The organism is Bradyrhizobium sp. S3.7.6 (assembly GCF_054061875.1).
The window spans coordinates 1,729,563-1,751,795 of the sequence record NZ_JBSSEQ010000001.1; the positions used below are offsets into that span (position 1 = coordinate 1,729,563).

Sequence of the window (22,233 nt, forward strand, 5' to 3'; positions counted from 1 at the left end):
ACATTTGTCGAATGATCTGCGCAGCTGCGCCGCCGCTCTGGCGATCGTAGCGAGCTTCTGGACGCACCCCGCGATCGCGGACGAACCCGGAAACGCCGACTATGCGGCGCTGAACAAGGCGATCGTCGATGGCAAGGAATTTCGCATGCTCGTCGACCTTTCAGCCTGTCAAGTTCACGGCACGGGCGCGGCGGGACCTCCGGTCAAGGCCAGCATGCGGTTTGACGGATACATGATCCAGCCTGACGGGACGATCGCTTTCGCAACGACCCATTTCACGGTGAGACCGGACAAGGCGGTCAGGGAATTCCTGTCGTTCAGGGTGCACCCAAACGGCAGGATCGAGGCGCGCACGATGGTCCTGGATGCCGTCAATGACGCCGTTCTCAAGGATACGGCATTCGATTGCGAGATTGGAAAAGGCGCGACATTCCACTGGTGATGCGCGGTCGTTACGCGGACTGGTCGACCAGGCTGCCGGGCTGCTGGCCCTTCTTCTCCAGCTGCTTTTCGATGGCGTCCCGGATCTTCTGCTCCACCGCCGCTTTCTGGTCCGGGGTCATGTTGGCGAGGTCGGCCTCGCTGAGATTCATGCTCTTCAGAATGGCAGCCCGCATACGGTCGAAGGGATTCATCTTCGCGTATTTCAGGAATTCCTGCACGACGCTGCTGTCGCCCGATGCGCCATCTTCGTTGGCTTGCGAGGGCCCACCATTGTCGGTCACCGGCGGCTTCGATGCACCGGTCGTTGAGCCGGCTTTTGCAGGCTGGTAGCCGAAGATTGATGCTCCTGGCGTGACTTGCATGTTCGGCCCCTCGAGACGATCGCGAAGGGCAAGCAACGTGCGTGCCAGATGTTTTCGTTGGATTTCCCGATGTTTCCGGGCTCGCGCTCATCGGCAGCTTGAAAAAATTGCCGGTGCGGCGGTGTCGCCGGCAAAGTTTGCCCGGTCGCCTGCGCGAATCGCGTCGTCGCGCGTGCCGTCGGCACCGATCAGGTTGCCTTCACTCCGGCGCTCTCCGTGCGTCGCCAAAGGCCGAGCCTGAACCATAGCAGCCTGGCAGCGGTCGATGGCCATCGCACCTCCCACGCCGGGCGCCGCGGTTTGTCCAGGCGCTCGGCAATCAGGAATGCACTGGTCGCGGCCATCGCCGCCAAATGCCCGCCTTGCGTCGCCAACGGAACGAGCATCAGCGCCCAGCAGGCTCCGCAACACCAGATACCCTGGGTGACGCCATATCCGAGAGCAGCCAGGTCGGCCCTGATCCCATACGCCGCCAGCGGCGGCTGGTCGTGGCAGTGGTTCAGGCAGATCTGTTTCACGGGGGAGAATTGCCAGACTAGGACGAGCGATCCCGCCAATGCGATCGTGACGATCGATGATGATTGCATCAGTTGCAGCGCCAGCACGGCCAGTACGATGGGAACGCCACAGGCAGCCCAGATGGACCAGTATCCGATCATGAAGAGCGCCATCGACCGCATGCGTCGACGCGGCAGGCTTCGCGCACGCACGTGCCCAAGAGCGCCCGCGAGCATCGGCGTCATCATCGCCGCTACCATCAGCATCCATTCGCCGGTGAGTGTTGTCGGCGAATAGAACGTCATGGCAAGGGCGAGCTGATCGAGCGACAGTGCCGGCCAGACATCGCTGTTGCAGAAGGCGACGAGCCTGCGCTGGTCCGACAACGCCACGACGGCCGCCCACGCGGCGGCTGCCGCGACGGTGAGCGGAATACGGATTTGCAGACGCTCGTAGGCCGCGGGCGTCATGAGCGGCCGTCAATCGCCCTGTCGGACGATGCTGATGCGGCCGACACTCACGTCGGCCGACTGCTGCACCGGCGCGACGGCCTGGAGACGAACGCCGACCTTTGCGAGATCGGCAGTGCCCGAACCGGCGAACTCCGAATAGGGCTTGGTGATGTTCAGCGCGTACGACAAGCCGTCTCCCGCGTGCCCGGTATCGCTCTCCGTCGCCTTGGTGATGCCGAAGAGCCCGATGCTCCCGACCTGCCGCTCGAAGGACGGCGCGCCGTCCTTCCCCGCAAACTGCAGATAGACCTGCAGCACGGTGGCGTCGGAATATCCGCGCACATTCTCCAGATTGAGAAAGACCTGCTCCGCGCGCGCCCCGGGCGCGGGGCCGGCAGCCAGCCTGGCGGCAACTTTCGTATGCGTACGCGCATCGAGTTGCACGGAGGTCTCGGCACCTTTCCCTGCGACGGGAAGCGATTGGGCATTGGCGCCAAGCACCTCAACTGTTGCTCCAGTCGATCTCGCCATCGCGACCGCTCCGGATGATGTCGCTGTCCTGCCGGCGACGGCCGCCAACGGCGCGCCTGCCGGCGAGAAATCGCTGTAAGTATAGCCCACCCCGGCAAAGTCCGACATCTGTTCCGGCGTGTACTCCCACGGCGAGCCGTCGGGGAGAGGAACGACAAATTTATGCTGGCCGAGGCTGGCAGGTCCCTTCTTCCAGCTGGCTTCTTCCGGATCCGTGTTCTGGGAATCGCTCTGCCTCCAGCTTTGCCACAGCCGATCGATATTCGCGTGGTGCAGCCAGAAGATGGGATCCAGGCCGGCCGTCACCGGTGACGACATCAGTCCCGGCAATGGCCTCGTGCTCGCCTCCGGGAACATCTTCTCGCCGCCGACAAGGCCGTGAACCTGGTCGTGCGGTTGACTTTCGATGTCGCCATGCTTGGTGCCGCCGTGCTCGAAGCCGGTGTCGATGCCACCGAAGCCGCGGTCGCCGCCACTTGCCACACCGGTGAACTCGTGAACGTCCATCGCGTCCAGGTTCACGGCGTCGAGCGGGACGAAGACCTTGCCGGGCTGCGAGGGATCGCCGGGTCCCCACCGCTGTTCAATGAAGAGGGGATTGTTGCCGGTGCCGTCCGGCCAGTCCGGGCTGCCGAATGCCGGCGGCAAGCCATCCTGACCGGGTTTGAAGTAGTTCCAGTAAGGCAAGGTCCAGTCAGGCGGCCCACCGAGCGTCACGACGGTCGAGCGAATGAGCTTCTCAAACCCGATCAGATAGCCGCGGTGCCATGGCAGAAAATACCAGCTGCCGTGCTGACATTGCTGCCAGAACTCGTCGAAGTCGGCCTGGGCAGGAACTTGCTCGGCAGGCGCCTTGTAGCCGTAGAACTCCCACAGGCCCTGATGATAGCCGTGCATGCCGGCCCAGAAGCGCCAGCTGGTTCGATCGTTGAGCGGCTTCGGCCTCAATGCGCCAACCGCGCGCGCGTACCAGAGAATCGGATCCGCCCAGTCGCCGCCAAGCTCCCACACGTTCTGTCGAACCAGCATGCCGTTCTCCTTGTCGCTTGACTGCGGCGCCGGCCGGCCGAGAGAACGGGCAGGCGGCTCCGCCGGATTGATCTTCCTCTCATCCACCAGCTCGCCTTGAGAGCCGGCATCTTGGGTCACTCGGACTTCGACCGAGGACGCCCTGCAATCGCCGCGGCCAGGAAAATAGACGAAAAATCTATGGTTGTGTAGTAGCGAATTCTAACCGTTAGCGCGAGCGGTCCTTGATCGGCCAGGCTCGGCCGCCGGAAATGCCTGCAACGACAGGAGAATAGCGGCGCATGAACGTGCGAGCTCACGGCCGGCAGCAATCTGCGACAAAACGCCGTTGATCCCGGTCGGCCGCGCGCGCATCCTCAGAACGTCGTGATCGGCTTGCCGTCCGCCCCCACGAGACTCGACGGCGCCTCGCCGAACACCAGCCCCTCCGGCTGAAACTTGATCGTCTTGCCGCCCTCGACGAAGTCGGCAAAATTGCGCGGCGTGGCCGAGTGCACGCCGTTGGTCAGGAAGTCGTCGATCTCGTAGCAGGTGTCGGGCTTGCCGCCGGAGCCTTCGCCCAAGAATTTCTGGAAGGTCTGGCTCGTCACCTTCGCCTTCTTGCGCGCCGACCAGTTGGTGTAGCGGCGATAGAGCTTCGGCAGGATCACGGGGCCCTTGTCGGTCGCGAGCACGTCGGTCTCGTTCTTCCTGGGTTCGCGCAGGTCGAAGTCGAAGGCGGGAATCGTCTTGGCGAGATGCTTCCAGACCGGCAGCTTCTGCGCGCGTGCGGGCTTCGCGAGCGCGAGGAAGGCCTTGATCTCGTCGTCGTTCATCGAAGAGTAGAAGGTTGGATAGGCAAAGCCCTGCTCGACCAGCCAGTGATTGATGTCGATGGTCTTGCCGGCGACCGTCACCTCGATGTCGCCGACCAGCCGGCCATAGGTGTCGAACACCTCGTTCGGCGCATCGACATGGGTGAACACCCGGCAGGCGAGCGTGGGCTCGCCGGCGCTGCTGAGGAAGTCATGCAGCGCCTTGCTCGTCGTCGCGCCAAGAAACTGCCGGTAGGGGTGTGTGACCTCGTGATAGGCCTGCCGCTTGGCGTCGCTCAGGCCCTTCTTCTCGGCGGCCGAGAGCGGCGAGGGCTGATAATGCAGCTCCGGCGCGTCGATGCCCTGAAGGCGAATGGTGAGCTTGCCGTTCTTGATCGGCGCCGTCGCGGTCCGGCCCTTGACCTTGGCGCCCTCGAAGACGTGGGTCGGCTGGAAAGGCACCGAGTCGTTCTTGCGGAAGCGGATCGCGTCTGGGGCGACATTCACCACGACCTTGGTGGTGTCGGCGTCCGACCGGCCCTCCGGCCAGAACTGGCCGACATCGATGGTGCCTAAGACCTCTAGCAGTCCAACGGGCATCGGGCGCTCCTGTCAAACGAACGCGGCGACTGCTTCAAGCAGGCGACTCGCACGCGCACGGCGGAAGCGGATCATTTTCGTGCGACAGGTCCATGACAGGGCGCGGCCGCGAGACAATGCAACGCGGCCTTCGAGCGGAGAGGGCGGGGCATGATTGGTCCGTCGTGCAACGCATGCTGTGGCGACGACGGACCATCTTCGATTGGTGCGGAAGCCTCCGCGCTGCTGCTCCCGCTCGGAATCAGGGGCGGTACGGACAGACCATCGTCAGGTGGAGCAGCGTCGGCGCCTGGTCCTCACCGTTGTCGTACTCCCACTCCAGCCGGATCTCGTGCCGGTCGGCATAGGCGTCGCTCGCCGCGTGAGTGATGATATTGGTCTTCATCGGGATCGGCGGCTCGGAATTGAAGCACTTCCGCACGCAGGCATCGAGCAGCGCGCATCGCGTCAGCGGGATCACGCCGGGCTCGTCCTTGGACAGCGGGACCGTATTCAACTGCGTGGTGAGGTCGACGCGAGCTCGTCCCTTCTCCTTGTGCCAGTACGCCGCGCTCCCGTCCGGCCATTTGTCCGCCGGCGTCAGGATCAGATGGTACTGGCCGTACTCCAGGGTCGGCACGTGGATGTCCGGCGACGCCTTGAGGATGTCCACGCTCCTCTGCATGTTTTCCAGAGGGAAATAATTGTCGTTCATCAAATCTTTGAATGAAGCCCCGGTGTAAGTTCTCGACCCCATCGTCTTTTCCCTCAATATGTCCTTGGCTTTGTGAAAATACATACAGCTCCGCGACGCCGGTTAGTTTTGCCACCCCGGCTTCGCCGAATATATGCCCCATCTTTGCTGGGATTGCATAGGCTACCACTCAGGACTGTGTTTCGTCCAGATCGCCAACCGCACCGTGCTCCGCTAACGGCGATGGGCAAGTCCGATTGCTAAGCGGTTCTTGATAGGTATTCTTACCACGAGTTGCTCGCGGGCGCTGGACGACAGCGACGCCGCGATCCTTGAAGGCGCAGGAATGCATTGCTTCGCGTGCCAGTCGGCGATTGATTCGGACGATAGCTGGTGCTCCAAGTGTGGGGCGGCGGTACGTCGGCGTGCTGATCCCGACAGCGAGCGGCGGTTTGTGACAATTCTCCGAGCCGACGTCATCGACTCCACGGGGCTTGTTGCCGAATTGGAGCCGGAGGAGGCCGTCTCACGCCTGGAGCCAGCGCTGGCGGCCATGAGGGGCGCGGTACGCCAGTTTGGCGGCATCGTCAGCAAGGAGTTGGGGGACGGCTTGGCCGCTGTCTTTGGTGCCCCGATCGCCGACGACAACCATGCTCCGCTGGCCTGCCATGCGGCCATCGAGCTTGTCCGGCGGGTCGGCAGTCTTGGCGATCCCGGACTTCAGGTTCGGGTCGGCCTCCATTCGGGGCACGTCGTCGCCTATATGGTCGCCAGCGAGTTTTCCAAGGTCTACGAGATCGGAGGAGCCGCTCAGCATCTTGCCGCGAGGCTGGAGGCCGCGGCCGAAGCCAATCAGATCTACGTGTCGGAAGCCTGCCAGAAACTCGCGGATGGACATGTCCGATTCGAAGCCTTGGGCCGCAAGGTGCTGCGCGGTTTCAACGAGCCGCTGCCGGTCTACCGTGTCGTCGGAGCGAGCGACCTTTCAAGCTGGCGGGTGCGACGAGCGCGGAGCGTTTCGCGGTTTGTCGATCGCACGACTGAGCGGGCCCTGTTGGGACGTGCCGCTGAGAGGTCCAGTGCAAGCCGGCAGACGGTCCTGCTGATCGGCGATGCAGGCATCGGAAAATCGCGGCTCGCGCATGAGTTCGCCCAGGAGCTCAAGGCCGATGGCTGGCGGCTGATTGACGCCGAGTGTAGTCCGAACCTTCAGGGCGTGCCGTTCAGCGCGCTCAAGCGCACCATACTTTCGATCATCGAAGTTGCCGCCAGAGATTCGGATAGTCTGGTCGACATCCGAAAGGAGTTGCCGGCAATCCATCAGCTCGCGATCGATTCCATATTGGATATTCCGGTCGCGGATCATCGCTGGAGTGAGCTGGAGCCTTACGCGCGCGCGCGTGCCATTTCCGATGCAAGTTGCGCCATCGTGCAAAGCCTGGCCTTTCAACAGCGTACGGTTCTTCTCATCGAGGACCTGCACTGGATCGACCGAGCCAGCGATGCGGTTGTTGCTGCAATTGCGTCGTTACAGAGTCCCAACCTGATAGTTTTTCTCACGAGCAGGCCGAACGGCATGCCCGAGTGGATCGCACGCTGCCATGCGGAAGTGATTGCAATGCGCCCTCTGGATGACGATTCGGGATTGGCCATGTTGGCCGATATGCTCGGACCGTCGGCGATGAACACCGATTTGAAGAACCGGATCATTTCTCATACTGCCAACGTTCCTCTATTTCTCGAGGAAGTCTGCCGTGGACTGAAAGATAGTGGCACGCTTCGCGGTCAGTGGGGTGACCTTGCGCTCGTTCGACCTATTGACGAGCTCGGCATCCCTACCAGCATTCAGGGGGTGATTGCGGCGCGGCTCGATCGTGTCTCGAGGCAGGAGCGCTCGGTTCTCCAAATAGCGGCGGCGCTGGGGCCGCGCTCAAGCGTGATGATGCTGCGGAACGTCGCCGCGCTGCCCGAAGACATTCTCCAGGATTGCCTCGGAGCGCTCGACCGAGCCGAGATCCTCGTCAGGATCGATAGTGAACTTGAGGACTCGATCGAGTTCCAGCACGAGATGGTCCGCCAAGTGACCTACGAGTCGATGGTCGAAAAGGTGCGCGAAAATATACATGGGCGAATACTTGCGGCCTTCGAAAGCGACGAGACATGGAGCGACGGTCCTGACACGCTTTGCTACCACGCAATGCGCGCGAAGGATTGGCTGAAAGCGTTCGGGTACGGGAGAGGTGCCGCGCAGAAATGTCTTGTGCGCTCGGCGTATGCCGATGCGGTCGACTATTTCGGGATCGCGATGAGTTCGCTCGACAAGATGCCGATGACTCTCTCGCGGGAGGCAGATGCAATTGACCTCCGGATGGAGGCGCGAATGGCATTCATCTGGTCCGGTCAGGTTGCCGAGTGGATCGATCTCGGAAAGGAGGCCGAACGCCGGGCTAGTGGAATTGACGACATCGGAAGAAAGGTCGCCGCCATGACCGTCATGGCGGGTGGACAGAATTTCTACGGAACGCCAACTGAAGCGGTTGCGCTCGGCCAGGAGGTCGTTGGCCTCGCCGAGAAGTCAGGCAACCCGGGTTGGCGCAACCTTGCACAATACAATCTGGGACAGGCCTATTTTCTCGCCGGTCGATATCGCGAAGCGGAGCAGACGTTGGCGCAAGGCCGCGCTAATCTCATGGGGCCGGACGCAAGCGCGCCCTTCGGAACTCCCCCAAAATACACGCTCCTCCTCTGCTGCATGATGAAGAGCTTCACGCACACCGTCATGGGCGAACTCGACACCGCCGGCCAGCTCCAGCAACAAGCCGCCGCGATCGCGGAGGAGACGGGCCGTCCCTACGACCGCGTCGCCGCCGCCTATAGCGGCGGCTGGCTGATGCTCGGCCGCAACGAGCCGGCCGCGGCCGCTGCCATTCTCGAAGACGGGTTCGTGCTGGCGCAGAAGCACGGCATCCGGCTGTTCGTGCCGGTGCTCGCCTGTCATCTCGGCATCGCCTATCTGGAGCAGGGGCTGTTCGACCGGGCGCGCGGCATGCTGGCCGAGGCGCGCGAGGAGGCGAAGGCGGTCGGCTATACCTCGGCGGTGCTGCGCAGCTCGATCTATCTTGCGCTCGCAACCTTCCGCCTCGGCGACGTCCAGGCCGCGCAGAACATGCTGCGCGAGGCGCGCAACACCGCTCGCCAGCAGGGGTTTTCCGGCCTCGAGGCCGAGGCCCTGCTCGGCGAGGCCGTGGTGACGCCGCCGACGGATGCGGCGAACAAGGCCGCGATCATCGTCGCCTTGCGCGCGGCCATCGCGATCGCCTCCGAGAGCGGCGCGCTGCCGCTCCAGCACAAGGCCGAGGCGATGCTGACCGAGATGCTTGCCCGGGGCGGCGAGCTGACCTGACCCTGCTCCCTCCCTGGCGTGCGATCGTACCGCCGGGCTGATTTTTTGCCCGACGGGCCGTTTGAGTTTCGCAGGCAAAGCAAGGACTTAAGAGACCGTCTCTACTGTGCATGGGGTTGTTTTCGACATTTTACAGGGAGGACCACCACCTCCAGCCGGCGCCGTTCAAGGTCTCATGACTTGCCGGACGCGGTCTGTGCGCCCCGATGACGAAGCCCCTTGCACGGACGCCAAGGTCGGCTACCGTCGGCACTAGCCGCAGGGCCAGGTGACTTTTGATTTACATTTTTTAGCATCCGATCTTTCGGCGCCGCGACGGCGCGACGCCCACCGGACGAGGCGGGGCCATGAGCACACGGGACCAGTCAGCTTTGTTGGCGCCGGTCGAGCGCGATTTGCGGCTCGATCTCTTCCGCGGCGTCGGGTTGTGGATGATCTTCCTCGATCACATCCCGCACGACGTCGTGGCCTGGCTGACCTTGCGCAACTACGGCTTCAGTGACGCCGCCGAGTTCTTCGTCTTCATCTCCGGCTATCTGGTCGGCTGGATCTACGGGCCGATCGTCGCCGGCGGCTGGTTTCTCGCCGCGCTGAAGCGGCTGTGGCGGCGCGCGGGCGAGATGTACGTTGCCCACATCATGCTGTTCCTGTTGTTCACGGCGCAGATCGCGCGCACGGTCAGGAGGTTCGACAACCCGATGTATGCAGACGAGTTCAACGTTCACAATTTTCTCGACCATCCGGACATCCTGATAGGTCAGGCGCTCTCGCTGCGCTACAAGCCGGTCAATCTCGACGTGCTGCCGCTCTACATCACGCTGGTGCTCGCCGCGCCCTTCATCGTGTGGGGCCTGGTGCGCCGGCCGAACCTGACGCTGGCTGCCTCCGTGGTGTTGTATGTGTTGGCGCGCCGGTTCGACTGGAACATCGCCTCCTATCCGCCGGGCACGACCTGGTACTTCAACCCGTTCTGCTGGCAGCTGATGTTCGTGTTCGCCGCCTGGTGTGGCGTCGGCCAGATCGACAAGATCGCAACATGGGTGTGGTCGAAGGCGGCGATGACGCTGGCGGCGGCCTGGCTCGCCTTCGCGCTCCTGATCGTGATGACCTGGCACATCCCTGCGCTCGAGGCGCTGATCCCGAAATGGATGATCAAGGCGATCTACCCGATCGACAAGACCGACCTCGACATGCTGCGCTTCACGCACTTTCTGGCGCTGGCGGTCTGGGTGATCTATTTTATCCCGCGCCACTGGAAGGCGTTGCATTCGAAATGGGTGCACCCGGTCATCCTCTGCGGCCAGCATTCGCTGCCGATCTTTTGCCTCAGCGTGTTCCTGTCGTTCTCGGCGCATTGGATCCTGATGCAATTCACCAGGGGCGTCTGGGAGCAACTCGCCGTCTCGTTCGCCGGCTTCGTCATCATGTTCGGGGCGGCGTGGCTGCTCGACCGCGCCGAGCGGGTGCCGAGCCTCTTCGTCAAGGTGACGGATGTCGACGACGAGCGGGAGGCCGCCGCCGAAGGCGCGCCGGTAACGATCATCGGCGCGGCTCCGGCTCGCCGCTGAGAGCACATCGCGTCGCCGGGACGATTTTTCGGGAGAGATGCATGTCGAGATTTTTGTTGACGATTGCCGGCGCCCTCCTGCTCCTCGTCTGCAACGCGTCGGCGCAAGGGCCGTCGCCCGAGGCGATGGATGCTGCACGAAAACTCGTCGCCACGCTGAAGATCGCAGATCAGTATCGCGCGGCGCTCCCGCAGCTCCTGCTCAAGCTGAGACCCGTGGTCGCACAGGACCGGCCTGAGATCGAGCGCGATTATGACGCAATGACGGCGCCGGGCTCCGACATCTACGCGCCGTTCTTTGCCTCGATGATCGACCAGATCGCCGCGCTCTATGCCCAAAACTTCACCGTCGACGAGCTGCGCCAGATCGAAGCGTTCTATGCCCAGCCTGCTGGCCGGAAGTTTATGGAAAAGTCCGATGCGCTGGCGCAGGCGAGCGCGCAGATCGGCCAGGACGTCAACCAGAAGGCCGCAGATGAACTAAAGCTACGCCTCATCGAGGCGCTGCGCCAGAAAGCGCACAAGCCGTAGACCGTCATGCTCAGTGAATCGCGGCGTACATGATCCTCTCCTCCGTCGCCTCCAATGCGGAGAATTCCTCCACGACCTTGCCCTGGCGCGAGACCAGGATGCGGTCGGAGAGCGCCATGATCTCGGGCAGGTAGGATGAGATGACCACGACCGCCTTGCCCTCGTCGGCGAGCTGGTTGATCAACTCGTGGATCTCGACGATGGCGCCGACGTCGACGCCGCGCGTGGGTTCGTCGAAGATGATCAGATCGGGCTCCTGAACCAGCGATTTGGCGATCACGACCTTCTGCTGATTGCCGCCGGAAAGCTCGACCACCTTGCCGTCGTTGCCGATCGCGCGAACCTTGAGCCGTTCGATCCAGGTCCTGCCGATCGCCTCGTTCTCTCGCCGCGACAGCATCATGCGGCCCTTGGGAAATTTCGACAGAAGGCCGAGATAGATGTTGCGTGCGATCGAGGACGTCTCGAAGAAGCCTTCGACCTTGCGGTCTTCAGTCACATAGGCGATGCCGGCCTGCACCGCCGGCGCCGGCACCCGGTAGCGCACCGGCTTGTCGTGCAGCAGGATCTCGCCGCCATGGAAGAAGTCGCGCTTCAGCACGCCGGAGACGATCTTGAACGTTTCGGTGCGGCCGGCCCCGACGAGGCCGAACACGCCGGTGATCTGTCCCGCGAACACCGACAGCGAATTGTTCTTCACCATCGGTGCCATCTTCAGGTTCTGCACGGTGAGCACGCGCGCGCCGGGCGGCCGCACGCTGCTCTTTCGCGCACCGTAGAGCGTGTTGGAGAGGTCGCGCCCGACCATGGCCTGCACGATCGCCGCGCGGTCGAAGTTGGTGGCATCGTCGGTGACGACGTGCTTGCCGTCGCGCAGAACCGTGATGCGGTCGGCGAGCAACAAGGCTTCTTCCAGGGCGTGCGAGATGAAGACGATCGAGACCCCGCGCTTCTTGAGATCGCGGACGAGGTCAAAGAAGTATTTCTTCTCTTCCGGCGTCAGCGACGCCGTCGGCTCGTCGAAGATGATGACTTTGGCGCGGTGCAAAACCGCGCGCGCGATCTCCACCATCTGCTTCTTGGCGGCGCCGAGGCCGCCGACGGTGGCGGTCGGCGTGACGTCGAAATTGAGCGATTGCAGGAACTGCTGCGCAGCGATGTAGATGCCGCGCAGGCGGTTATAGAATTTCTCCTGCCCGAGAAACAGATTCTGCGCGACCGTCATGGTCGGTACCAGGCTGTTTTCCTGGAACACCATGGCGATGCCGAGATTGCGCGCCTCCAGCGGTGTCCGTGGTGCGACGTCGGCGCCGTCGACCGTCATGGTCCCTGACGTCAGCGTCACCACGCCGGCCATCACCTTGGTCAGTGTCGATTTGCCGGCGCCGTTCTCGCCGACCAGCGCGTGGATCTCGCCGCGGCGGAGGTCGAAGTCGACCCCGTCGATGGCGGGCACGCCGGCGTAAAGTTTTGTGGCCTTGCGCAGCGAGAGTGCGATGTCGCTCATGAGCGGAACTCCTCGGCAAGACCGGACAGCGGCAGTCGCAGCACGCGGCCCGGTCCCTTGGCGATCAGGACGAGATCGCCGCCCATCTCGATCGCCGCAACGATACCGTGATTGGCGCCGTCGACCCGGCTGTGCAGCGAATAGAGCGGCTGGCCATCTGCATCGAGTCGGATGACGAGGCCATAGGAGCGCGGCGGCGCCCACGGCTTGATCACGCCCATGGTCTTGATGTGTGCACCCTGCATCGGCTCCTTGAACGAGAAGCCCGAGCGCAGGCGCGGCGCAACCCAATACGCCGGATCGATCTCGGCCATCATTCGCTTACGGTAGGCTGGTTCGCGCAGCACGAACTCGATCAGCTGGGTGCGCGCGGTGAAGGCGGTGAGCCAGTAGCCGCCGCCCGCCGCCTTCGACAGCCGCGACGGATAGACGGGCAAGTGAGCAAGGACGGTTCGCGGCGATGTGCCCGGTGCCACAAGGACGAGGCGGTGGCGCCAACTCTCGCTGACCAGCACGCCATTGCCATACGCGCAGGCGCCGAAGGCGTGGCCCAGCCCTTGCGCGAGGGGCGTCACGCTCCTGCTGCCGGGATCGAGCCTGAACACCCGGCCGCTCCGATTGAGCTCCATCAAATCGCGTGCCCAGTCATCGACGCCGCATGTCGCCGAGCCGTCCGTCGCGATCAGCGTGTTGTCGCTCGCGAGCGTCAGTGCGTTGACGGCATTGAACGCGCTATCTGCAAACGTCACGCTTGGCTGCTCGGCCGAGGGGCTTGCGTAGAGCCGCACCTCGCGTCCCCCGAGCGCAACCGCAAGGCCGCCGCCGGGGAGGGCACACAATGCCGAGATCGGCCGCTCGAAGTTGCGGACCTCCGATGCCGTGCCGTCATTCAGAGACATCAGCCGCTGGCCCGCCGCGATGAAGAGGTTGCTTCCGTCGGTGGCGAGATCCTCCGGCGCCTCGCATGTCAGCAAGGTTTCGGCGGATTCCAGCTTCTGGTTGGGCTTCAATGCGCCGTCGAAGGACGGTACGGTGATGGTGGCGTCGCCGCGCCCGAGAAAGCGGTTGGCGAACTCCCTGACGGCCGCGATCACGATTGCTTCCCCCATCGCTTGTCGTACTGGACGAAGTTCGGATCGGCATTGTCGAGCTTGTAGCGGCCGATCCGGTTGTTGAGGATGCCGCCGAGATAGAGATAGCCGCGATGCTCGCGCATCGAGGTGATCATCGGATGGTTTTCGCCGCGCAGGTCCCAGAACGATTCGACGATCTTGCCCTGCTCGTTGAACTTGACCACGCAGCCGGTGTTGATGTTGGGGAACAGCCATTCGTCCACCGGCACGCGCTTGCCCATGCGGCGGCGGAAGCCGGGCATCTTCCAGGCGAGGTCGAGCGAGGGGCTGCGCATGCCGACCAGCGCCAGCCAGTAATTGCCGTCGGAGGCGAGGTTGATGTTATCGGGGTAGCCCGGCAGATTGTCCATGACGACCTCGACCTTGCCCTTCTTTGACCCTGCGAACCAATAGCGCTTGATCGAGCAGCCGAAGGTTTCGGCGAACAGGATCGACTGGCCGTCGCTGGCGACGCAGATGCCGTTGGGGAATTTGAGGCCGCGCAGCTCCGTGCGCGTCACGCCGGTCTTGGTGTCATAAGAGATGATGCGGCCGTTGCCGCGCGCTTCGAGACCGTCGATCGGCCATTCGTCCATCTCGTAGCGCACGGTGGCTTCCGAGAAGAAGATCAGGCCGTCGTCGGTGATGTCGAGATCGTCGGCGAGCCGCAGGCGGCTGTCGTCATTGACCGAACGCATGCTGCGATTGGTCTCGTCGGTCGCCTTTTCCACCGTGCCGTCAGGCTTGATGCGATAGAGCCCCATGCCGCCGATGCAGACGTAGAGATTGTCCTCGCGGTCGAAGGCCATGCCGAGTGGTTGGCCGCCGATATGGGCGAACACCTCCATCTTCTGATAGTCGGGCGCGAGGAAGCGCATGATGTCGCCGTGGCGCGAACCCGCATAGAGATTGTCGTGGCGGTCGAGGATGACGTCCTCCGGCGCCTCGATGCGGCCGAGGCCGATCGACTCGACATTGCGCAGCTTGTCGTTCTGCTCGAACGGGCCGCCTTGCCCGATCTCGGTCGGCGGCGGTGGCGGCAGCGCGTGATAGGTGGGGGCCACGTAGACCTTGCTGATGATGCGGGTTCGGTTCTTCTGCCAGCGGATGTCGACCATGGCAGCAACGAGCAGGATGCCGGCAAGCGCCATCCGGTTGACGCCACCGCGCGCGTTCATGGTGGTCAGACCATTGGTGATCAGGAGCACGATCAGCACCCCGACCGCCGATTTGGCGACCGAGCCCTTGCCGCCGCCGAGCGTGATGCCGCCGAGCACTGTCGCGGTCAGCACGATCACCTCCAGGCCAACGCCGATGTCGCCGCCGACGGTGCCAAGCCGGGACGCGAAGAACAGCGCGCCAATGCTGGTCAGCACGCCGCTTGCGACGTAGCAAAGCGCGATGGTGCGGCGGACGGGAATGCCGGAATTGTAAGCTGAACGACGCGAGCCGCCGATCGCGGTGATGTGCCAGCCCGGGCGCAGCCGGGTCATGAAGATATGGCCGAAGATGGCGATGACGATATAGACGAGCGCCACGGTCGGAATGCCGAAGATGCTGCCGCTGCCGATGAAATCCCAGGACGGAATGTCGGGGAAGGCCGACGCGATCGCGTTGGAGTAACGCTGGATCAGGAGATCGTAGGCCGAGCGGTAGATGATCAGGGTGATCAGCGTGGTGATGAAGGCCCGCAGTCGCAAATATCCGATCAGGATGCCGTTGACGGCGCCGAGCAGCGCACCGGAAAGCAGGGTGGCCGCCACCACCGCCGGGACCGGCCAGCCCAGGACGTCGAGAAGATAGAGGGCACAGAAATCGGTCAGCGCGAAGATCGAACCGACGGAGAGGTCGATGCCGCCGACGATGACCACCAGCGCCAGCCCGAGCGCAATGAAGCCGATCTCTCCAGCCTGGCGCGCGGTGTCGGCAAGGCTCGCCGGCGACAGGAAATTGTCGATGGACCGGCTGAGCGCGAGGCCGACGATCAGGAGGAGGATGACCGGGATAGCTGTCTCGGTCCATCGCTTGGACAGGATTTCACCGAGGAGATGATCGGGCCAGTAGCGGTAACGCAGGCTTGTCAGAGTGTCGCGCATCGGCATTCCGGGACCTTGCAAGTTTCGAGACTACGTCCCGGACGTGAGATCGTCCGGGACGCCAGGGTCTTGCGTCGCGACAATTATTTCTTGAGGTCGCTGAGATTCCAGCAGGCCATCTGGCTATCGGCGTTCTCCTTGGTGATCGGAATCAGCGTCGTGTATTCCGAGCCCTTGACGGAGCCGGGCTTGACGCCCGACGACAGCAGCCACTTGATGGTGCCGGCCATCTGCGCGGCCTGGGTCGGCACGTCGTAGCTCATGTTGAGATCGAACGCGCCCGACTTCACCAGTTCGCACGCGCCCTTGCGCTCGCCGCCGCCCGAAGTTGCCACGAACACCTTGCCGGTGAGGCCGGCCTCCTTGACGGCCGCTGCCGTGCCGATGTCCATGCCATCCCAGAAGCCGACGATGCCGCAGAGATCGGGATTCTGCTTCAGCACCGTTTGGGTGATCGCCTTGGCCTTGGCGGCGTCCCAATCGGCGGCCTGGCTCGACACCACCTTGATTTCAGGATGCTTGGCGAGCACGTTCTCGACGCCCTTCAGCGTATAGGCGCTCGCGGCGGCCGACAGCGCACCCTGGATGATCGCGATCTTGTTGGACTTGCCCTCGCAGGCCTTGACCACGCCTTCGGTTTGGCGTTCGCCGATCTCGACCCAATTGGCGCCGACGAAGGCCGAGCTGCGATAGGCAGAGCCCATGTTGATCTGGATGACGTAGATGCCTTCGTTCTCGGCGCGCTGCAGCAGCTTGGCGTAGGTCTGCACGTCCGGATTATGAACCACCATCACCGCCGGCTTCTCCGAGATCAGCGAGGTGACCGCCTGGGCGCCGGCGTTGGTATTCCAGTTGGCGTCGCGGATCACGAACTTGACGCCGAACGGCTCGAGCTCCTTCTTCAGTCCGGCATACCAGCCCTCCGTGAGGTCGAAGTTCATGGCGACCGGCACATAGGCCACGGTCTTGCCGGCCAGCGCCTCCTTGAACGGCTTCTGGAACGGCTCATCCAGACCCTGCTGGGCGAGGGCCGGCGCGGTCATTGCCGCAAGACCCAGTGCGGCAACAATTGCCTTTGTCGGGTTGCCGAAATGCTTCATTGCTTCCTCCTTGGTTGTGGTTGTCGTTATTGTTGGATCGCTCAGATGTCGCCCTGTTGTGCCGTTTCCTCGTTGCGCGGATTCAGGAAGGAATCCGTGATGACGGCGAGCAGCAGCACCACGCCCTTGATGAGATTCTGCCCGGCGTAGGAGATGTCCATGATGGTCATACCGTTGAGCATCGTTCCGATAACGAGCGTGCCGATGACGACGTTGAGCACGCCGCCACGGCCGCCTGATAGCCCGATGCCGCCAAGCACGACGACCAGGATGACGTCATAGATGAGCGTCGAGTTGAAGATGCGGGTCGGCATCGAGTTGACGGATGCCGCCATCACGAGGCCGGCAAAGCAGCCGATCAGGGCGGTGATCACATATTGCAGGACGATGATCGGGCGAGAGGGAATGCCGGTGACACGCGCGGCATAGGGGTTGTCACCGATCGCATAGATATAGGCGCCCCAGCGCGTCTGGCGCAGCAGGAACGCGACCACGATGCAGGCAATTGCGAACATCCAGATCGACGTCGGAATGCCGAGAATGGTGCCTTGTCCGAGCCGCTCGAAGCCGTCCATGCCCGGGCTCCATTGCACGACGTCGAGCTGGAACAGCGCGGTCTGCCCGAGCCCGGCCAGCAACAGGCCCGTTGCCAGCGTCGCAAACAGCGAAGGGACTTCGGCATAGGCGATCAGCCAGCCGTTGACGAGGCCAAAGGCAATCGTGAGCAGGACGGCGGTCAGCAGCGAGGCCGGTAGCGAATGACCGTTCTGCACCATCTGGAGCACCAGTCCCGGCGGCACCGCAAGGGCCGCGATCAGCGAGATGTCGATGCCGCGTCCGATCACGACGATTGCCATGGCAAGGCCGAGGATGCCGAGCACTGCCACGTTCTGGAGCAGCGTCAGCATGTTGTCCGGCGTCAGAAAGCCGCGCAGGAAGATCGAAAACACAAGGAACAGCAGCGCGAAGACTGCGAAGACGATCTCTTGCTGATTGAAACGAAAGCGCTTCATCCCCGTCTTGCCTTTCTTCGACCCGGCTGTTGCGCGACCGTCAGGACGATCGGTTCTCGATGCGATAGGTTTGTGGAAGCGTTGCAAGGCTTTCGACGAGCATCTTTGTTCGATCCAGATCACCGGAATGGACCGAGATGCTGACGACTGTGTTGAGCTTCTCGTCTTTCCCGACGACGATATCCGCCGCGGTGTCGGGGCCGAAGATGCGATCGATCTCGGTCCTGACCTTTTCCCGGACGGCGAGATCGCGAAGCGTGGGCTTGAAGATCTTCCCGACGGCGGTAACCGGAAGAGCTTCAAGCAGGACGACGCGCTTCGGCCTCGCAGGAGGCTCATTGACGTTGTGTTCGAGATGCTCGCGCAATTGCGCCAGATCGATTGTCTGTCCGGGGGAGGGCACCGCGAAGAGAACTGGAACCTCTCCCGCGTAGGCGTCGGGCATGCCGACGGCCGAGCTCATCTGGACACCGGGGAAGGCGTTCGCGACGTCCTCGATTGCGGCAGGGTCGATGTTGTGACCGCTTCGTACGATGAGGTCCTTCTCGCGCCCCGTCAGCACGAGGCGTTGATCCGGGGTGAGATAGCCGACGTCGCCGGTGACGATCCAGTGGTCGTCGGTGAGAACGCCCTTGTCGTGCTGGGGATCGACGTATCCGGGAAACACCTGCGGTCCCCTCACGAGGACAAGACCGCTGGTGAGAGGCGGACACTCTGTCTTCAGTTCGGCATCGGCCAGAGCGACGATTTTGGTCTTTGCGAACGGCGCCCTGAAGCCGACGCTGCCTTGCACAGGAGTGCCACGGCCGGGATTGAATGCGATCGCTGCCGCGGTTTCTGTCATCCCGTAGGTCTCGAACAAGGTAATCCCGGTCCGCGCCTGAAACCTGTCGCTGACAGCCTTGGGAGCCACGGCCCCGCCGGTGAGCGCCATGCGAACGGTGCTGACATCGGAGGACCCGATCGGCACCTCGGCAAGAGCGGCAATCGAAGTCGGCACTCCGCTCACGATGGTCGCGCGAAACCGCTCCACCGTGTGCCAGTAGTCGCGAATCGCATCGGGACTTCTGAGGCTGTACGGCGAGGGAATGATCACATGACCGCCGGCAGCGAGAATCGACAGGCCGAGCGTCATGGTGCCGCCGACGTGAAACAGCGGAAAACCGTTCACGGCGGCGTCCAGCTCATCCAGTCCGTGGACCTGCGCAAAGCTCCAGGCCGCATGGATCTGGTTGCCATGTGTCAGCCGAACCAGCTTAGGTCGTCCGGTGGTCCCGCCGGTGTGGAAGAGGGCGCAGATCGCATTGCGATCGGTCGAAGGTGCGAAGTCCAGTGTGCCGAGCGCGCTCGCGGCCGTCTCATTGAAGTTTAGAGATCCTCCAGGCAGCGGACCGTTCGCGCCCATCACAAAAATGGTCTTCAGCGACGGGACGCGTTTCGCGACGTTGGCCGCCTTGGCCCAGATCGCGCGATCGGCCGCTTCGGCCGGGATCACCAGCACAGTCGCGTTCTGCGCCTCGAGCAGGTCGGCGATTGCGTCTTCGTTCAGGAGATAGTTGATCGAGCTGGCGACGCCCGCGACCTGGGCGCCGAGCAATGCGGGAAACAGTGGCGGCAGGATCGGACAGAGGAACGCGGCGGTCCCGCCACTCTCGCCGATCCCGTGCGACCGGAACAGATTGGCCGCGCGGATGATCTCCGCAAGCAATTGCCGGTGCGTCAGCGTCGCGTCGCCCGGCTCGCGCGAGCCTTTGGTCAGCACCGTCAGTGCAGGCCGATCGGGATGCAGGTGCGCCGTGGCTTCGAAGAGATCGAGCAGATTGCGGGCAGGGATGAGCGAATCGTAAGGCCGCTGCTCCAACGCCTCGATATCGGCGATGGTTTTGACCGGCTGCGTGAACCGGGTTGTGACTTGCGATGACAAGGCGCTGCTCACGGGCATCGCCATTCGGGCGGCACGGCAAGCTGTGCAGCAGTTGACTGGACCTGACGCAAGCGAACGTTTCCCGCCTATTTTGTGGACTGCTTTTTGTTCTTCATAGGCCACATGCCGGAGCGCGGCTTGCTCCGGAGCGCAAAGCTTTTGCTTCTCCGCGCAAACGGTCTTGCGTGTAGGCGGCGGCCCTCTAGAATCTCGATGCGTGGCCAGCTTGTGCGATGCACAAACGACGTTCATCATGGCGGCGCAACGGATGGGCGGACGATGAACCTGGTGTTTTCGACAGACGATCTGGAGCCGTCCAAACGCTACGCCGCGTGGCAAGGCGCGATCTGCGACGTCTACGTCCATGTCGACGTGAATGCCGAGGAGCGGTCCGACTATCACGGCTTCATCCGCGAGGCACGGTTCGGCGCGGTGACGATGACCGACGTCCTGCTGTCGGAGCAGCGCATCTCGCGCCGCGAGCGGCATATCGCGAAGCTCGACAAGGATTGCTACTATGTCGAATTCGTCCAGCAGGGCCGGGTCAACGTGCTCCAGGCCGGCCAGACCCTGCTGTCGAATCCCGGCGTGAGCGCGATCTTCTCGGCCTCCGAAGCCTATGATCTCGAATGCGTCGGCAAGGTGCGATCGCTCTATCTCGAGATTCCGCGCGCGGAATTCTCGGCGCGCTTCAGCGAGGGGCGGCTGCCGGTCGTCACTACGATGGCCACGAGCCGCGGCCTTGGCCGGATTGCCGCCGAGTTCTGTGCGACGCTCGCCGCGGAAGGCGCGCCGCTGGACGAGACCGCGAGAACGCGACTGGGCGGTGAGCTGATGGACGTGCTGGCGCTCGCGCTCGACATGGGCGAGCGCGACGAATTCTCCGAGGATGCGAGCGCTGCGCAGGCCCGCCTGCGCTCGGTCAAGGCCTGGATCGAGGCGCACCTCACTGATGCGGATCTGTCGCTGGAGAAGATTGCGAAGAGCAATGGCGTCTCGCTCAGGCATCTGCATTATCTCTTTCGGCTGACCGATGTCTCGGTGTCCGAATGGATTTTGGATCGCCGGCTGCAGCGCTGCTACGACGTGCTGACGCGGCCGGAACTGCGGTCGCTGTCGATTACCGAAGTTGCCTATCAGCTGGGCTTCAGCAGCTCGTCCTATTTCAGCACGGCGTTCCGCAGGAAGTTCGGCCACAGCCCATCGGATTTGCGGCGCCGCTAGAGGACCTGCACCGCGCGAGGCGATGCAGGTCGGTCGTCAGCGTTACTTCACCAGCGGGCAGCCGCCGTCCTTCAGCGGCCGGAACGCCTGGTCGGCCGGCACTTCGGCGAGCAGCTTGTAATAGTCCCACGGGCCCTTGGATTCCTCGGGCTTCTTCACCTGGAACAGGAACATGCTGTGCACCATGCGGCCGTCCTCGCGCAGGATGCCGTTGTCGGTGAAGGCATCCTTCACCGGCAGCTCGCGCATCTTGGCCATCACGGTCTTGGTGTCCTTGGTGCCGGCGGCCTGCACGGCCTTGAGGTAGTGCAGCGTGGCGCTGTAGGTCGCGGCCTGGTTCATCGTCGGCATGCGCTTGATGCGCTCCTGGAAACGCTTGCCGAAAGCGCGGGTCTTGTCATTGAGGTCCCAGTAATAGGCCTCGGTGATGATCAGGCCCTGCGCGAGCTTGAGCCCCAGGCTGTGCACGTCGGAGATGAACATCACGATCGCAGCCAGGTTCTGGCCGCCGGCGACGATGCCGAACTCGCCGGCCTGCTTGATCGCGTTGATGGTGTCGCCGCCGCCGTTGGCGAGCCCGATGATCTTGGCCTTGGAGGCCTGGGCCTGAAGCAGGAAGGACGAGAAATCGGCCGTGTTGAGCGGATGCTTGACGCTGCCGAGCACCTTGCCGCCGGCTGCCTTCACCACATCGCCGGTGTCGCGCTCGATCGAATGACCGAACACGTAGTCCGCGGTGAGGAAGAACCAGCTGTCGCCGCCGTTCTTGACGATGGCGCTGCCGACGGTGTGGGCGTTGGAATAGGTGTCATAGGTCCAGTGCGCGGTGTAGGGCGAGCAGGATTTGCCGGTGATGTCGGAGCTTGCCGCATCGGTCACGATCATCACCTTCTCGTACTGCTTCGACAGCTCCATCACCGCGAGCGCGGTGGCGGAAGTGGGCAGGTCGATGATCATGTCGACGCCCTCGGTCTCCCACCACTTTCGCGCGATGGTGGAGGCGACGTCGGGCTTGTTGAGCACGTCGGCTGCGACCATCTCGATCGGCTTGCCGAACATCTGGCCGCCAAAATCCTCGATCGCCATCTTGGTGGCTTCGACATTCCCCTGGCCGCCGATGTCGGAATAGACCGAGGAGAAGTCGGAGAGCACGCCGATCTTGAGCGGGGTCTGCTGGGCGGAGGCGGGGACGATCAGGGCAGCCGACAGCAAGCCGGCCGCAGACACGAGTGCTGCGATAGGTCTCATGGATACGTTTCCTCTTGTACGGGACTATTCTGTCCCTTTGTCCGACAAAGTTAGAGCGAGGTTCCCAAGGAGTCAATTTGCTGCATCTGCGGCATGAATGACGCAGTTTGACGCGTCTTCGGGGC

The 22,233-nt window shown here is 63.2% G+C and carries 17 protein-coding genes; 5 read left to right on the top strand and 12 right to left on the bottom strand.

Annotated features, from left to right (window positions below; genetic code table 11):
- The first annotated feature begins 4 nt into the window (after positions 1-4).
- Complete coding sequence (locus ACVJ5M_RS08205; RefSeq protein ID WP_084794956.1) at positions 5-442, top strand: VirK family protein; 438 nt, start codon at positions 5-7, stop codon at positions 440-442.
- 10 nt (positions 443-452) lie between these two features.
- Here ACVJ5M_RS08205 and ACVJ5M_RS08210 read toward each other — a convergent pair whose 3' ends face one another.
- From ACVJ5M_RS08210 to ACVJ5M_RS08230, 5 genes are all read right to left on the bottom strand, one after another.
- Complete coding sequence (locus tag ACVJ5M_RS08210; RefSeq protein ID WP_063980900.1) at positions 453-806, bottom strand: hypothetical protein; 354 nt, start codon at positions 804-806, stop codon at positions 453-455.
- A gap of 188 nt (positions 807-994) precedes the next feature.
- Positions 995-1,774: a DUF2182 domain-containing protein gene (locus ACVJ5M_RS08215; protein WP_063980901.1), complete on the bottom strand. Its 780-nt coding sequence runs from the start codon at positions 1,772-1,774 to the stop codon at positions 995-997.
- Positions 1,775-1,783: 9 nt separating this feature from the next.
- Positions 1,784-3,316: a tyrosinase family protein gene (locus ACVJ5M_RS08220; protein ID WP_247316142.1), complete on the bottom strand. Its 1,533-nt coding sequence runs from the start codon at positions 3,314-3,316 to the stop codon at positions 1,784-1,786.
- Positions 3,317-3,672: 356 nt separating this feature from the next.
- Entirely contained in the window at positions 3,673-4,710 is a 1,038-nt protein-coding gene (locus ACVJ5M_RS08225) for a thermonuclease family protein (protein WP_231143851.1), read from the bottom strand.
- Between the two features lie 241 nt (positions 4,711-4,951).
- The gene (locus ACVJ5M_RS08230; RefSeq protein WP_028148879.1) at positions 4,952-5,446 is read right to left on the bottom strand and encodes a hypothetical protein; all 495 of its coding nucleotides are present in this window, start codon (positions 5,444-5,446) and stop codon (positions 4,952-4,954) included.
- Positions 5,447-5,729: 283 nt separating this feature from the next.
- Here ACVJ5M_RS08230 and ACVJ5M_RS08235 point away from each other — a divergent pair, with 283 nt between their 5' ends.
- The 3 genes from ACVJ5M_RS08235 (at position 5,730) to ACVJ5M_RS08245 (ending at position 10,884) form a co-directional block, all read left to right on the top strand.
- The gene (locus tag ACVJ5M_RS08235; protein ID WP_283017987.1) at positions 5,730-8,786 is read left to right on the top strand and encodes an ATP-binding protein; all 3,057 of its coding nucleotides are present in this window, start codon (positions 5,730-5,732) and stop codon (positions 8,784-8,786) included.
- A 347-nt stretch (positions 8,787-9,133) separates the two neighbouring features.
- Complete coding sequence (locus ACVJ5M_RS08240) at positions 9,134-10,354, top strand: OpgC domain-containing protein (protein ID WP_063980903.1); 1,221 nt, start codon at positions 9,134-9,136, stop codon at positions 10,352-10,354.
- A 41-nt stretch (positions 10,355-10,395) separates the two neighbouring features.
- The gene (locus ACVJ5M_RS08245) at positions 10,396-10,884 is read left to right on the top strand and encodes a DUF2059 domain-containing protein (RefSeq protein WP_283017988.1); all 489 of its coding nucleotides are present in this window, start codon (positions 10,396-10,398) and stop codon (positions 10,882-10,884) included.
- Positions 10,885-10,894: 10 nt separating this feature from the next.
- Here ACVJ5M_RS08245 and ACVJ5M_RS08250 read toward each other — a convergent pair whose 3' ends face one another.
- The 6 genes from ACVJ5M_RS08250 to ACVJ5M_RS08275 all read right to left on the bottom strand — a co-directional run bounded on the left by ACVJ5M_RS08250 (position 10,895) and on the right by ACVJ5M_RS08275 (position 19,654).
- Positions 10,895-12,391, bottom strand: coding sequence for a sugar ABC transporter ATP-binding protein (locus tag ACVJ5M_RS08250; protein WP_283017989.1), 1,497 nt, complete (start codon positions 12,389-12,391; stop codon positions 10,895-10,897).
- Positions 12,388-13,485 (bottom strand): hypothetical protein, encoded by a 1,098-nt coding sequence (locus ACVJ5M_RS08255; protein ID WP_063986071.1) that lies wholly within the window; start codon positions 13,483-13,485, stop codon positions 12,388-12,390. Before ACVJ5M_RS08255 ends, ACVJ5M_RS08250 begins: the two co-directional genes overlap by 4 nt.
- A complete protein-coding gene (locus ACVJ5M_RS08260; RefSeq protein ID WP_063980906.1) occupies positions 13,482-15,605 on the bottom strand; it encodes an ABC transporter permease subunit in 2,124 nt (707 codons plus the stop codon). Before ACVJ5M_RS08260 ends, ACVJ5M_RS08255 begins: the two co-directional genes overlap by 4 nt.
- Before the next feature lie 77 nt (positions 15,606-15,682).
- Positions 15,683-16,699 carry a sugar ABC transporter substrate-binding protein gene (locus ACVJ5M_RS08265; RefSeq protein ID WP_063980907.1) on the bottom strand — a complete coding sequence of 339 codons (1,017 nt, stop codon included), beginning with the start codon at positions 16,697-16,699 and terminating at the stop codon, positions 15,683-15,685.
- Between the two features lie 41 nt (positions 16,700-16,740).
- Positions 16,741-17,712 carry an ABC transporter permease gene (locus ACVJ5M_RS08270; RefSeq protein WP_014498319.1) on the bottom strand — a complete coding sequence of 324 codons (972 nt, stop codon included), beginning with the start codon at positions 17,710-17,712 and terminating at the stop codon, positions 16,741-16,743.
- Positions 17,713-17,752: 40 nt separating this feature from the next.
- Positions 17,753-19,654: an AMP-binding protein gene (locus ACVJ5M_RS08275; RefSeq protein WP_063986072.1), complete on the bottom strand. Its 1,902-nt coding sequence runs from the start codon at positions 19,652-19,654 to the stop codon at positions 17,753-17,755.
- A gap of 261 nt (positions 19,655-19,915) precedes the next feature.
- Here ACVJ5M_RS08275 and ACVJ5M_RS08280 point away from each other — a divergent pair, with 261 nt between their 5' ends.
- On the top strand, positions 19,916-20,860 hold the full coding sequence (locus tag ACVJ5M_RS08280) for a helix-turn-helix domain-containing protein (protein WP_063980908.1): 945 nt from the start codon (positions 19,916-19,918) through the stop codon (positions 20,858-20,860).
- A gap of 42 nt (positions 20,861-20,902) precedes the next feature.
- Here ACVJ5M_RS08280 and ACVJ5M_RS08285 read toward each other — a convergent pair whose 3' ends face one another.
- Complete coding sequence (locus ACVJ5M_RS08285) at positions 20,903-22,108, bottom strand: ABC transporter substrate-binding protein (RefSeq protein ID WP_085403529.1); 1,206 nt, start codon at positions 22,106-22,108, stop codon at positions 20,903-20,905.
- Between the last annotated feature and the right edge of the window lie 125 nt (positions 22,109-22,233).

Excerpts from the sequence above, each read along its gene's own strand:
- ACVJ5M_RS08210 (WP_063980900.1), bottom strand. The coding sequence starts at position 806 with ATGCAAGTCACGCCAGGAGCATCAATCTTCGGCTACCAGCCTGCAAAA.
- ACVJ5M_RS08215 (WP_063980901.1), bottom strand. The coding sequence starts at position 1,774 with ATGACGCCCGCGGCCTACGAGCGTCTGCAAATCCGTATTCCGCTCACC.
- ACVJ5M_RS08220 (WP_247316142.1), bottom strand. The coding sequence starts at position 3,316 with ATGCTGGTTCGACAGAACGTGTGGGAGCTTGGCGGCGACTGGGCGGAT.
- ACVJ5M_RS08225 (WP_231143851.1), bottom strand. The coding sequence starts at position 4,710 with ATGCCCGTTGGACTGCTAGAGGTCTTAGGCACCATCGATGTCGGCCAG.
- ACVJ5M_RS08230 (WP_028148879.1), bottom strand. The coding sequence starts at position 5,446 with ATGGGGTCGAGAACTTACACCGGGGCTTCATTCAAAGATTTGATGAAC.
- ACVJ5M_RS08235 (WP_283017987.1), top strand. The coding sequence starts at position 5,730 with ATGCATTGCTTCGCGTGCCAGTCGGCGATTGATTCGGACGATAGCTGG.
- ACVJ5M_RS08240 (WP_063980903.1), top strand. The coding sequence starts at position 9,134 with ATGAGCACACGGGACCAGTCAGCTTTGTTGGCGCCGGTCGAGCGCGAT.
- ACVJ5M_RS08245 (WP_283017988.1), top strand. The coding sequence starts at position 10,396 with ATGTCGAGATTTTTGTTGACGATTGCCGGCGCCCTCCTGCTCCTCGTC.
- ACVJ5M_RS08250 (WP_283017989.1), bottom strand. The coding sequence starts at position 12,391 with ATGAGCGACATCGCACTCTCGCTGCGCAAGGCCACAAAACTTTACGCC.
- ACVJ5M_RS08260 (WP_063980906.1), bottom strand. The coding sequence starts at position 15,605 with ATGCCGATGCGCGACACTCTGACAAGCCTGCGTTACCGCTACTGGCCC.
- ACVJ5M_RS08265 (WP_063980907.1), bottom strand. The coding sequence starts at position 16,699 with ATGAAGCATTTCGGCAACCCGACAAAGGCAATTGTTGCCGCACTGGGT.
- ACVJ5M_RS08270 (WP_014498319.1), bottom strand. The coding sequence starts at position 17,712 with ATGAAGCGCTTTCGTTTCAATCAGCAAGAGATCGTCTTCGCAGTCTTC.
- ACVJ5M_RS08275 (WP_063986072.1), bottom strand. The coding sequence starts at position 19,654 with ATGCCCGTGAGCAGCGCCTTGTCATCGCAAGTCACAACCCGGTTCACG.
- ACVJ5M_RS08280 (WP_063980908.1), top strand. The coding sequence starts at position 19,916 with ATGAACCTGGTGTTTTCGACAGACGATCTGGAGCCGTCCAAACGCTAC.
- ACVJ5M_RS08285 (WP_085403529.1), bottom strand. The coding sequence starts at position 22,108 with ATGAGACCTATCGCAGCACTCGTGTCTGCGGCCGGCTTGCTGTCGGCT.